This window comes from uncultured Porphyromonas sp. (assembly GCF_934359325.1).
Taxonomy (GTDB): domain Bacteria; phylum Bacteroidota; class Bacteroidia; order Bacteroidales; family Porphyromonadaceae; genus Porphyromonas_A.
On record NZ_CAKRLH010000041.1, the window covers coordinates 1 to 11,403 of the forward strand.

11 protein-coding genes are annotated in these 11,403 nt (G+C 58.1%); 1 reads left to right on the forward strand and 10 read right to left on the reverse strand.

The features are described 5' to 3' along the window. The first annotated feature begins 386 nt into the window (after positions 1–386). Complete coding sequence (locus tag Q0F21_RS02860; RefSeq protein ID WP_297237218.1) at positions 387–1,454, forward strand: glycerate kinase; 1,068 nt, start codon at positions 387–389, stop codon at positions 1,452–1,454. A gap of 116 nt (positions 1,455–1,570) precedes the next feature. Here the strand turns inward: Q0F21_RS02860 and gap are convergent, their stop codons facing one another. The 10 genes from gap to pstB all read right to left on the reverse strand — a co-directional run bounded on the left by gap (position 1,571) and on the right by pstB (position 11,328). Further along, positions 1,571–2,581, reverse strand: coding sequence for a type I glyceraldehyde-3-phosphate dehydrogenase (gap, locus tag Q0F21_RS02865; RefSeq protein ID WP_297237220.1), 1,011 nt, complete (start codon positions 2,579–2,581; stop codon positions 1,571–1,573). 122 nt (positions 2,582–2,703) lie between these two features. Next, a complete protein-coding gene (locus Q0F21_RS02870; RefSeq protein WP_297237222.1) occupies positions 2,704–3,225 on the reverse strand; it encodes a hypothetical protein in 522 nt (173 codons plus the stop codon). Between the two features lie 33 nt (positions 3,226–3,258). After that, complete coding sequence (locus Q0F21_RS02875; protein ID WP_297237225.1) at positions 3,259–3,813, reverse strand: hypothetical protein; 555 nt, start codon at positions 3,811–3,813, stop codon at positions 3,259–3,261. Positions 3,814–3,936: 123 nt separating this feature from the next. Continuing rightward, positions 3,937–4,356 (reverse strand): YtxH domain-containing protein, encoded by a 420-nt coding sequence (locus tag Q0F21_RS02880; RefSeq protein ID WP_297237227.1) that lies wholly within the window; start codon positions 4,354–4,356, stop codon positions 3,937–3,939. Between the two features lie 147 nt (positions 4,357–4,503). Continuing rightward, positions 4,504–5,352 (reverse strand): 3'-5' exonuclease, encoded by an 849-nt coding sequence (locus Q0F21_RS02885; RefSeq protein WP_297237229.1) that lies wholly within the window; start codon positions 5,350–5,352, stop codon positions 4,504–4,506. Between the two features lie 9 nt (positions 5,353–5,361). Then, a complete protein-coding gene (proS, locus tag Q0F21_RS02890) occupies positions 5,362–6,843 on the reverse strand; it encodes a proline--tRNA ligase (RefSeq protein WP_297237231.1) in 1,482 nt (493 codons plus the stop codon). A gap of 391 nt (positions 6,844–7,234) precedes the next feature. Next, the gene (locus Q0F21_RS02895) at positions 7,235–8,980 is read right to left on the reverse strand and encodes a HAMP domain-containing sensor histidine kinase (protein WP_297237232.1); all 1,746 of its coding nucleotides are present in this window, start codon (positions 8,978–8,980) and stop codon (positions 7,235–7,237) included. A 9-nt stretch (positions 8,981–8,989) separates the two neighbouring features. Further along, positions 8,990–9,799: a response regulator transcription factor gene (locus tag Q0F21_RS02900; RefSeq protein WP_297237235.1), complete on the reverse strand. Its 810-nt coding sequence runs from the start codon at positions 9,797–9,799 to the stop codon at positions 8,990–8,992. Beyond that, positions 9,799–10,482 (reverse strand): PhoU domain-containing protein, encoded by a 684-nt coding sequence (locus Q0F21_RS02905; RefSeq protein WP_297237237.1) that lies wholly within the window; start codon positions 10,480–10,482, stop codon positions 9,799–9,801. Before Q0F21_RS02905 ends, Q0F21_RS02900 begins: the two co-directional genes overlap by 1 nt. Before the next feature lie 12 nt (positions 10,483–10,494). Continuing rightward, positions 10,495–11,328: a phosphate ABC transporter ATP-binding protein PstB gene (gene pstB / locus Q0F21_RS02910; protein WP_026170459.1), complete on the reverse strand. Its 834-nt coding sequence runs from the start codon at positions 11,326–11,328 to the stop codon at positions 10,495–10,497. Positions 11,329–11,403 lie beyond the last annotated feature (75 nt).

Genomic DNA, 11,403 nt, shown 5'->3' on the forward strand with positions numbered 1-11,403 from the left:
TCATTTGGGGGGATCGAAGAGGTGAGTCTGGTCGACGCGAGAGTCCCCCTCCACCCCCAAAGGGGGGATGGGGGCGGAGGACTCTCGCCAAACTTTTTCCTCTAGTGTTGCACTTCGAAGTTGAACCTAGGCGGAGGGATCTGCCCTCAGACTAAACCCGGTATTAGTGATCACTATTACCGGTATTAGTCGACACTAAACCCGGTAATAGATAACACTAAACCCGATAATAGAAGTTACGGCTTGCTTCTCGCCGATAACCAATACATTGGCCTCCTCGTCGGTGATTAGGTGAATGACGTGAGGTCGAAGACTCTGATTCGATACTGCCGTATGTCGGCACCGGCTTTTTCAGGACAAGACTTTCTCGCTATATTGTGCTCGCCATGAGAAGATATCTCTTAGTCATAGACTCCTTCAAGGGGTGCCTTACTTCGCCGGTGGCAGAGGCGGTAGTCGCTAAGACGATCAGCTGCTACGATCCTTGCGCCGAGGTGGTCTCAATCCCTGTCTCGGACGGCGGGGAGGGAATGCTGGATGCGTTCCTTGAGGTGATGGGAGGAGATCGGCTGGCTCTCCGGGTGAGGGATCCGCTGGGGAGTCCGATCACTGCCTCCTACGGTGTCACGAGGGAGGGGGTGGCTCTCATCGAGTCAGCTCAGGCCGTGGGGCTCCACCTTGTCCCGCCCGATCGGCGTAATCCGCTCGTGGCCTCCTCGTATGGGGTGGGAGAGATGATCACCGATGCCTACCGGCGAGGTTGTCGACGATTTATCGTGGGACTGGGAGGTACCGCCACCTGCGACGGTGGTGTGGATATGCTGCGGGCGCTGGCTGATGCTCTCGGGGTGGAGTGGGAGGAGCTCGGTGAAGCACTGAGCGACTGTCACTTCGTCCTGGCGAGTGATGTGACCAATCCGCTCTGTGGCCCTCACGGTGCGGCTCGCGTCTTTGCTCCACAGAAGGGTGCGACCCCTGCAATGGTCTCGGAGATCGAGGGGAGGATGCGAGAGTTGGCAGCTGAAGCAGCTGATCACCTTGGCTACGATCGCAGTCGAGAGCCGGGTGCAGGAGCGGCGGGCGGACTGGGCTACGCCTTTATGCAATTCCTCGGAGCGGAGTGCCGGTCGGGTATCGACCTGCTTCTGGAGTACCTGCACTTTGATGACCTCATCTGCAGTGCCGACTGTGTGATCACCGGTGAGGGGAGTGCTGATGAGCAGACGCTGATGGGGAAGTTGCCCTACGGCATCATGAGACGTGCCCGCTCCGCCGGAGTGCCTACCTGGCTCGTGGCCGGTCGGATCGGGGCGAAGGATAAGTTGCTTGCCGCCGGCTTCGATCGTGTCGCCTGTATCAATCCGTCCGGGACTCCGCCGGAGGTGGCGATGAGACCGGAAGTGGCTCGGGCAAATCTGAGTAGAACCATACTCTCGCTCCTTAGTGGAGAGTAGGAGGAGCTATTGCTCGGAGTGGGAAAAAGTAAAGGGGCTGTGTCGACCGAAGTCAACACAGCCCCTTTTGATCTCTACTCCTCCGGGTGGGGGAGTAGCTTGTGTGATCTGGTTACTTAGGCATTCACCTTAGCCATGTACTCGCAGAGCTCGATGAGCTTATTGGAGTAACCGATCTCGTTGTCGTACCAGGAGAGTACCTTTACGAAGGTGTCGGTAAGAGCAATACCTGCGGTGGCGTCGAAGATGGAGGTGTGGGTGTCGCCGAGGAAGTCGGAAGAAACGACAGCCTCATCAGTGTAGGCGAGGATGCCCTTCATCTCGCCCTCGCTGGCCTCCTTCATAGCCTTGCAGATCTCCTCGTAGGTGGCGGGCTTCTCGAGGTTGACGGTCAGGTCAACGACAGAGACGTCCAGAGTAGGCACGCGGAGAGACATACCGGTCAGCTTGCCATTGAGAGAGGGGATTACCTTACCTACAGCCTTAGCAGCACCGGTAGAGGAGGGGATGATGTTGCCGGCGGCAGCACGACCACCACGCCAGTCCTTCTTAGAGGGACCATCGACGGTCTTCTGGGTAGCAGTGGTGGAGTGTACGGTGGTCATGAGACCGTCCTTGATGCCAAAGTTGTCGTGCAGCACCTTAGCGAGGGGTGCGAGGCAGTTGGTGGTGCAGCTGGCGTTGGAGACGATCTTGGTGCCCTTCTCGTAGGTCTTGTTATTCACGCCCATAACGAACATGGGGGTGTCGTCCTTGGAGGGAGCGCTCATGATGACATACTTAGCACCACCTCTGAGGTGAGCGTCACTCTTCTCCTTGGTGAGGTAGAAGCCGGTGCACTCGAGTACGTACTCGGCGCCGACCTCGTCCCACTTGCAGTTAGCAGCATCGGTCTCCTGGGTGCAGCGGATCTTCTTGCCATTTACGATCAGGAGGTTCTTCTCCTTATCGCAGTCCACCTCACCGTCAAACCTACCGTGCATGGTGTCGTACTTCAGCATGTAAGCGAGGTAGTCGACGTCCAGGAGGTCATTGATGGCAACGATCTCGATGTTGTCGTGCTTCTGAGCTGCGCGGAAGGCACAGCGACCGATACGGCCAAAGCCGTTAATAGCTACTTTGATCATAGTGATTGTCTGTTATGTAAATTCAGTTACTGGTGTCTATATGTAAGTGACTGCGGTGTGATCCGCAATCATCCATCTTTCGATGGACAAATATAATTAAAAAAATCGGTTTGTCGTCCCTTTTAGCGTTTGAAAAGGCCTTTTCCTATTCCTTTGAAGATCCCCTTAGCTATGCCACGCAGACCGCTCCCGGCTCCTCTCAGAGTGCCGGCAAGTAGGAGGCTGCTGCCCACGGCCAGTCCGGTGGGGAGGACCACCTCCTGGAGCAGTGAGGACCAGGATGAGTCCTTGATCTTATCCATGATGGAGAGCTTGTCGCTCTCCTGGTCCTTCCGAAGATCCACGAGGCGACTGGGCTCATGTAACTGCCCCTCCCCGTCGGGATCCATGCGGATGATACGAGTGCGTGGAGTGGCGGCGGGAGCTTTGATGCCGAGTGCGGAGCCTAATAGCTTAGCTGTCATAGGACTCTTGTCGGCGAGTGCCCTCAGAGCCTCTCCCTTGGCTACTTCGACTCCATCGGTACGGAGATAGTCGACGTTATTGAGTATCCTCATCTTACTCTCCTCCGATCGGCTCTCCAGTCGGTGCTTCTGTGCCTCCAGTCGGCTCTTGTAGTCCGGCTTGTATGCTTTGGTGCTCATAGTGTCGTCTCTCTATCTGTGAGTGATAGGTGGTTACTGGTCCCGGAGGTCATCCTCCTCTCTATACTGATGCACCTCCACGACAGGGTGATCCTCCCTCTCGGTGCCGGGGATCACAGACTCGCCGTGGACATCGGTAACGTCGGCCACCATCGTGACCGTAGCGGTCTCGCGACGAGCCTCGCCTGCCTCCTCATGCTCCTGCTCCTCCAGCTGGTCCAGCTGCTTGGTTATGATCTTCTCCTCCACTGCACCGATGATCGACTTGCGGAGGAGTAAGAGAATGAGCTCGATCAGCAGAAACAACCCTACCAGGCAGCCAAATCCTGCTGCCATGGAGGAGACCGTCTCGTAGGCGCCCCAGAGGTCGGAGGCAAAGATCATGGCAAAAAGAAGGGCAATGACCACCTGGAGGAAAAAGAGCGCCGTCAGCCCGATGACCGCCATGATCAGGTAGTAGACACCTCTCACTCCGGCAGGGACGCCCTTCTCGATTGCCTGGAGCTTCATCAGCTCGCGCTTGGCATCCAAGAGTGTGAGAGCATCAGACTTAACTTCATCAATGATTTGCTTGACTGTCTTTGCCATATATATACCTTCAAGTAAGGTTTATTCTTTACGAGATAAAAGACAAATGGGACAGCGAAGAACCCTCTGGAGGATACTTCGACCATCCCATCTGAAGATAAGTGGCTCTAAGCAGCAAGGGGGTTAGTCCTTGTTGACCTTTTTCTGGGCCTCCTCGGTAAGCTTATCCTTCTGCTCCTTGGCCTCAGCCTTCAGGTCTTCGAGCTCCTCGTCGGTCAGGTCTGCGACCTTCTGAGCGGAGTCCTTCACCTTATTGCCCAGCTGAGAGGCGGAGTCCTTGACGGTAGAGTAAATGTCCTCGGCATCGCCCTTGATATCATCCACATAGCGAGAGAGATCGCGTCCTGCCTTACGGGCACGGATACGGCTCTCGTAGTAAGCGTCCTTGACGTTGCTCTTCACCTTATCTGCGGTGTCAGATACGTCATCAATCAGGTGGTTGCGACGACCCTCATCAGAGAGGTAGGCAATGGCGGCGCCCACAGCTGATCCCACGAGGAGACCAAGCATAAACTTCACGCCAGAGTTGTTATTGCTGCTCATAATTACTGTTTTCTGTCTTATTAAGTCCTTGGTTTAGCTATTGTCGAGAGAGGAAGTATCTCCTCTATCTTCTGTACAAATATACCTTTTTTCTGGTATACAACTAATTCTGTCGTTGTAAATAGTCCTAATAGACCCTGTTGATTCTTAGGCGCCCACTCGCCGGTCCAGGTAGTCCTCCACCAGAGGCAGATCTCCCGGCTCGGTCTCATCGGGATGGCGAAGCCGAAGCTGTGCGAGACAGATCCGAGTGAGACAGACATTTCGCCAGCCGACGATGTCCAGCACCTCCATGTCGTCCGGACTGATCCCGGTGTACTCATTGGTCAGCGCCTTGAGCGATCGGTAGTGGTGTCTCCAGTGCGGATCGAGTGCGGCACTGAGCACCATGGTGCAGATCGCTTCCTTATGCTTGAGCCAGTACTCTGCAGTCGGGTGAAGCCTCCGTAGGGCAGCAAGCAGGATGCTCATGTCGAAGCGGACATTGTGGCACACGATCACGGAGGAGTGCTTGATCAGGGGCAAAAGGGTCTCCATGAGCTCCTCCTCGCTCTTCCCCATGATCCGAAGGGTGTGCGTGTCGAGGTGATGGACCCTCATGGCCTCTTCGCTCCCCGCATCCGGCTGGTCCACAAGCGCCACGCCGTGACACAGCTCTCGATACCGGTCGTCCAGCCCGAGCCAGGCAGCCTGTACGATGCGATCCTCCCTCCCCGGCTCGATGGAGAGTCCCGTGGTCTGGAGGTCGAGGATCAGATAGCGCGGGTAGAGCTCAGGATCCCTTGCTCTCAGCTCCGCAAGCTCATCCGGCGGCACTGTGGGTGGCTGTAACTGTCGGAGCAGATCCTTGTAGTCGATAGAGTGAGTCGACATTGTGATGACAGGCTTGCTGTTGCTTATGTGGGAATTGCGTCTCGCTTTACGTAAAACAAGATCGCCGAGGAGCAGGATAACCAGCACCACGGCGATAATGATAAGGACTCCACTGAGGCTCATCGAACCAAATCAGTAGGAGCAGGCAAAGAGCACCCGGCGCTCTGAGGGCTTTCCGGTGAGGATATCCTTACCGGGTTCGTCAGGCTGCCCAAGTGGGATGCAGCGGATCGTCGCCTTGGTTAGCTCCTTGATCCGCGCCTCTGTCTCGGCTGTCCCGTCCCAGTGAGCCATGACGAAGCCACCGGCCTCGACCTTCTCGCAAAAGTCGTCCCAGTCGTCGCAGCTGTAGGTGTGCGCGGTGCGGAAGTCCAGCGCCCTCTGGTAGAGGTTCTCCTGGATCTGGTCCAGCAGCTCCTCGACACGCTTGCCGATGCCCTCGTAGGGCACGGTCTCCTTCTCCAGCGTATCCCGGCGCATCACCTCGATCGTCCCCTCCTCGACGTCGCGCGGTCCGAGGGCAAGGCGAACCGGTACACCCTTCATCTCATACTCAGAGAATTTCCATCCCGGCTTCTTATTGTCCGCATCGTCGTACTTCACCTTGATGTCGTGATCGCGAAGCTCCTTGATGAGCGGCTCCACCAGCTCGGAGATCTGCGCACGCTCCTCGTCACTCTTGTAGATCGGTATGATCACCACATCGATCGGAGCCAGTGCGGGAGGCAGTACCAGACCATTGTCATCTGAGTGAGTCATGATGAGGGCGCCCATCAGTCGGGTCGATACGCCCCACGAGGTGGCCCATACCAGCTTCTCCTCGCCATCCTTGTCGGCAAAGGTGACATCAAAGGCCTTGGCAAAGTTTTGCCCCAAGAAGTGTGACGTACCGCTCTGCAGCGCCTTGCCATCCTGCATCATCGCCTCAATGGTATATGTGTCGATAGCGCCGGCAAAGCGCTCGGTAGGCGTCTTCACGCCGCGGATGACCGGCATCGCCATCTTCTTCTCGGCAAAGTCGGCATACACCCTCAGCATCTGCCGAGCTCGCTCCTGTGCCTCCTCCTCGGTGGCATGGGCGGTGTGACCTTCCTGCCAGAGGAACTCGCTCGTGCGGAGGAAGAGTCGGGTGCGCATCTCCCAGCGCATGACGTTGCACCACTGGTTGCAGAGCAATGGGAGGTCGCGCCAGGAGTGGATCCAGTTCTTGTACGTATTCCAGATCACCGTTTCAGAGGTGGGGCGGATGATCAGCTCCTCGTCGAGCTTAGCCTCGGGGTCCACGACGACAGCGGACTCATCCTCTGTAGCCTTAAGCCGGTAGTGGGTCACCACGGCGCACTCCTTGGCGAAGCCCTTGACGTGCTCTGCCTCGCGGCTGAGGAAGGACTTGGGAATCAGGAGAGGGAAATAGGCGTTGCTGACGCCGGTCTCCTTAAATGACTTGTCGAGGAGCTCTTTCATCCGCTCCCAGATAGCAAAGCCGTATGGCTTGATGACCATACAGCCGCGGACGGCAGCGTTCTCCGCCAGGTCAGCCTTGAGTACGATGTCGTTGTACCATTGGGAGTAGTTCTCTGACCGGGGGGTGATTGCCTTGATTTTCTTGGCCATATTCTTTGGCAATTAGATTGAAACTATGTTTAGGTGACAAAGGTACCACTTTTTGTATATCCTTAGTGAACAAGCGGCTAATTCGCATTTTGATGTGCCGAGACGGGGGCGGGTAGGGAAATGGGGTTTGCTGATGTGGGGGAGTGAGGAGAAATGGAGGGCTAGACTATTGCCGAACATAGAGTTCACTCATACCGGTTGAGGCATCAGGTCTGCGCCCCAAAACTAAACCCGGTATTAGTGTTCACTATTACCGGGTTTAGTGATCACTAATACCGGGTTTAGACTTCACCGAACTACCGGTATACGTGAAATCTATGATCGGTATCAGAGTGGACGATCTGTAGTCGGCTGATGACGAGAGCGCTGTGTGATGCCCGGGTGGGATGGGTTACTTATGGAGGGTAAATAGGAACTCGAGGCCGCCCTCGGGGCTGTGTCGCCGTGCCTGGATCTGCCCGCCGTGGAGACGGATCGCATTTCGCACAATGCTGAGCCCCAGACCGGATCCGCCTCTGTCCCGCGTACGTCCGGAGTCGATGCGGTAGAAGCGCTCGAAGATGCGCCCCAGCTTCTCCTCAGGTACCCCTCGCCCGGTGTCGTAGTAGGAGAGGTAGACGTACTCGTCGTCCCGGTGGTAGCAGGAGAAGCAGAGGGTGACCCCTTCACCGGCGTAGCGGAGGGAGTTCTCGATGAGGTTCTGGAAGACGGAGTGGATGAGGGAATTATTAGCGTGGATGGTGAGTCCGTCGGGGATCTCATTGACGAAGCGATCTCCACTCTGCTCTATGCGGTCGGCGAAGGCGATGCGCGCCTCCTCGACGACGAGACCGAGGTCGAGCTCCTCCATCCGGTACTCCTCGGCCTCGCGCTCGTCCATCTGGCTGATGAGGCGTATATCGTCCATCATTGCGCTGAGCCGCTCTGCCTGGCGGTAGGCCTTGTCGGTAAAGGCAGCCTGCTGCTCCGGCGAGAGGTCGCTGTAGCGCAGTGTCTCCAGGTAGCCTCGTATGGAGGTGAGCGGCGTACGGATCTCGTGGGTGATGTTGCTGGTCATCTCGCGCTTGAGCTGCGCCGTCTGGACCGATACGGTGACGTCCTCGATCGTGAGGTCAAAGGTCTCGGCTGCGGAGCGGAAGGCTTTGACCTCAAAGATGTGGCTCCCCGAGGGGATCATCGCGCTGCGGCTTCGCTCCTCGCCTCCGGGTGCGGAGGTGATGAAGTCGCCGATCGGCTGCATGCTCTCCTCGGTCAGTAGTTCGGACAGGCTCTCGAGCGGTAGCGCCCGAGAGGAGATCATGCTGGCAAACTGGATGAAGTGGGTATTTGCGAAGAGGGTCGTCCCATTGCTGTCGAAGAGGGCGATGCCGATCTTGGAGAGGTCAAAGAGGGCGATCAGGTGCTGCCGCATCTCCTCTGTCCGCTGCACCTTTGCCTCGCTCTCTCCGAAGAGCCGTCGCAGCTCCTCGCCGAGGGCGCCGAGATCGTCGTCAGCAAAGAGGGTGCCCTCCGGGTGTTCTCCACGACGGAGGGCACCGGTGAGCCGTCGCAGCCCGCTGACGGAGCGGTCGGTGGCTCGGAGGCTGACGAAGGTGCCGACCAGCATGCCGAGGAGGATCAGGAGGGAGGGGAGGAGTAAGGCAAGCCAGAGCGTCTTGCGGTCGGTCGCCGGCTGCTCTCGGTAGGGTCGGGTCAGGTGGATGTAGTGTCCGTCACAGTAGAGGGCGTAGTGGAGCTGTCCGTCGGCGGTGTCGCTCTCGACGGGTATGAGGTGGTCGCCGCTGTGATTGTAGTAGGCGAGCCTCAGCTCGGGGTCCTCGGAGAGGGAGCGCTGCGTACCCATGCTTGTGGAGTCGGTGGCGGCGGAGACGCGGAGAGCGGGGTCTATCAGCTCCGCCTCGATGTCGTCGGGGAGGAGAGAGAAGAGGTCGTCGAGGGGGAGGCTGTCGTGGCTCTGCGCTATGAGATCAGCGTAGGTGGCGAGGGTGGTGCTGCTCTCCCTGAGGTACTGCTGCTCCTCGTCGCGGGCATCTCTGTACTTGCTCCAGCAGAGGAGGGTGAGGGCGAGACAGAGGAGAGTGAGGATGAAGTGGAGCCCGTAGCTTCTCTTCGAGGTGAGGGATGTGGAGCCGCTCATGGTGTGTCGTTATCGCCTGGATCGCTGCTCCTCAGCAGCATCACCTTCGCTATCACCTTCGCTCTCGGCATTGATCTCATCCATGGTCATCGGCCGGAGACCGTAGCCGAAGCCGACACGATTGTAGAGCATGGTGCCGTACTTGCCGAGCTTCTTCCGGAGTCGGGCGATATGCACGTCCACCGTTCGGTCAAGGACTAAGCTCTCACGGCTCCAGACGCGGTCGAGGATCTCCTGTCGGGTAAAGGTCCGTCCCGGGGCGGCGGCGAGCATCCGCAGGAGGTCGTACTCCGTCTTGGTAACGTCGAAGTGGTGGCTGCCGTCGGAGACGGTCATGGCGGTCTCGTCGATGACGAGCGGTCCCACCTCGATCCGGTCGCTCTCGACCGGCTCATGGTCTATAGCTGTGGTGCGGTGGAGGACGCTCCTGACGCGGGCAACAAGCTCTTTGACGGAGAAGGGCTTGGTGAGGTAGTCGTCCCCGCCGACGGTGAAGCCGTGGAGGAGATCTTCCTCGGCGCTCTTGGCGGTGAGGAAGATGATGGGGATCTCTCTGCCCTCGCTGCGGAGCTCCTCCGCCATCTCAAAGCCGGACATTCCCTCCATCATCACGTCGAGGACGATGAGGCTGAAGTAGTGGGGATCGTCCTGTGCCTGCATGAGCCGAAGCGCCTCCTCAGCACTCGATGCGGAGGTGGTCCGGAGACCTATTCGCTCGAGGTGAAAGGCGACGATCTCGCAGATGTCGTCCTCGTCATCGACGATGAGGATCCGTGCCGGGCTGTCGGTCTGGGGGAAGGGGCTTTCGTCTTTCTTCATCACTCCTCAAACTCGTGTCGTACGTCGGTTCCCTCGACCAGATAGATGGTCGACTCGGCGAGGTTGGTGGCGGAGTCGCCGATGCGCTCGAGATTATGCGCGACAGTGTGGATCTGCAGGAGGGCGAGGATCTCCGCCTCGCTGTGCACCCGGTCGGCGCCCTCGGCGGTGATCAGCCGGATGATCTCGCGCTGCTGCCGGTCGATATTGTCGTCCGCATCAATCACCTGATGCGCCACCTCGGTGTCCATGGTGGAGAAGGAGATGATCGCCGACCGGATCATCTCGGTCGTGTCGTCGAGCATCTGCAGCAGTCGCCGGGCGTACTCGTGCATGAAGTCGGAGGTGAAGTCGAGATCGCGGGCGATATAGACGCCATTCATCACCATATCGCCGACGCGCTCCAGATTAGTGGTGAGGTCGGGGTAGGCGATGATGCGCCGGAGGTCCTCCGCCTTGGGGGCAAACATGTAGATGGTGTACGCCACCTCCTCGCGGATGCGGATCTCGAGTCGGTCGATGACGTGCTCATTGGTGTCCGCCTCCTCGAAGAGCTCCTCGTCGAAGGGGCCGGCAAAGAGCTTCCGCAGGATAGCCAACTGGAGGAGGGTGACCTTAGAGATAAGCTCGTACTGGCTGTGGACGATCTCGAGCTTTCGGTCCTTGATGATACTGGTACTCATGGTGTGTGGTGCTTAGCTAAATACTCCGGTGAGGTAGTCCTCCGTGCGCTTGTCGCTCGGGGTGGTGAACATCTTCTGCGTGTCGTCGTACTCGATCAGCTCGCCGAGGTACATAAAGGCGGACTTGTCGGAGATGCGAGCCGCCTGACCCATATTGTGTGTCACGATGATGATGCTGTAGTGCTCCTTCAGCTCGAGGATCAGCTCCTCGATGGTATTGGTGGATATAGGGTCTAGGGCTGAGGTGGGCTCGTCCATCAGCAGCACCTCGGGCCGAAGAGCGAGGGCGCGCGCGATGCAGAGCCTCTGCTGCTGTCCGCCCGAGAGGAAGGAGCCTCTCTGGTTTGTCACATCCTTTACTTCCTCCCAGAGTCCAACGCTCTCGAGGGAGGTCTGGACCACTTCCTCACGCTCTTCCTTAGAGAGGTGGATGCCATTGAGCTTATACCCGGCGAGGACATTCTCCGCGATGGACATGGTGGGGAAGGGGTTAGGTCGCTGGAAGACCATCCCCACCATTCGCCTCGCCTCCATGGGGCTTATCTGCATCAGGTCGCGGTCGTGGAGGAGGATCTGCCCCTCGGTACGGATCTCGGGGTAGAGGTCGTGCATGCGATTGATCGCCCTGAGGAGGGTACTCTTGCCGCATCCACTGGGTCCCATGACGGCGGTGACGAGATGCTCGTAGAAGGAGCAATTGATGCTCTTGATCGCCCGCTTCTCCGGTGTGTAGGAAACGGAGAGATCGCGAACCTCGATGATCGGCGTGAGATCCTCCTCCCGGCTCGACTGGTGGGTCGAGAGGATCTTGTCGGCTATGGGGATCTGACTCCCGGGCTGTCTCATGACCTTCGTGGAGCTATTGGTGGTAGTGGACATACAAATCTAAGATTTATTCGATTATCTCTTGACGCCTCGCTT

Bases quoted from the DNA above. Each gene is read 5' to 3' on its own strand.
- Q0F21_RS02860 (WP_297237218.1), top strand. From the start codon at position 387: ATGAGAAGATATCTCTTAGTCATAGACTCCTTCAAGGGGTGCCTTACT.
- gap (WP_297237220.1), bottom strand. From the start codon at position 2,581: ATGATCAAAGTAGCTATTAACGGCTTTGGCCGTATCGGTCGCTGTGCC.
- Q0F21_RS02870 (WP_297237222.1), bottom strand. From the start codon at position 3,225: ATGAGCACCAAAGCATACAAGCCGGACTACAAGAGCCGACTGGAGGCA.
- Q0F21_RS02875 (WP_297237225.1), bottom strand. From the start codon at position 3,813: ATGGCAAAGACAGTCAAGCAAATCATTGATGAAGTTAAGTCTGATGCT.
- Q0F21_RS02880 (WP_297237227.1), bottom strand. From the start codon at position 4,356: ATGAGCAGCAATAACAACTCTGGCGTGAAGTTTATGCTTGGTCTCCTC.
- Q0F21_RS02885 (WP_297237229.1), bottom strand. From the start codon at position 5,352: ATGAGCCTCAGTGGAGTCCTTATCATTATCGCCGTGGTGCTGGTTATC.
- proS (WP_297237231.1), bottom strand. From the start codon at position 6,843: ATGGCCAAGAAAATCAAGGCAATCACCCCCCGGTCAGAGAACTACTCC.
- Q0F21_RS02895 (WP_297237232.1), bottom strand. From the start codon at position 8,980: ATGAGCGGCTCCACATCCCTCACCTCGAAGAGAAGCTACGGGCTCCAC.
- Q0F21_RS02900 (WP_297237235.1), bottom strand. From the start codon at position 9,799: ATGAAGAAAGACGAAAGCCCCTTCCCCCAGACCGACAGCCCGGCACGG.
- Q0F21_RS02905 (WP_297237237.1), bottom strand. From the start codon at position 10,482: ATGAGTACCAGTATCATCAAGGACCGAAAGCTCGAGATCGTCCACAGC.
- pstB (WP_026170459.1), bottom strand. From the start codon at position 11,328: ATGAGACAGCCCGGGAGTCAGATCCCCATAGCCGACAAGATCCTCTCG.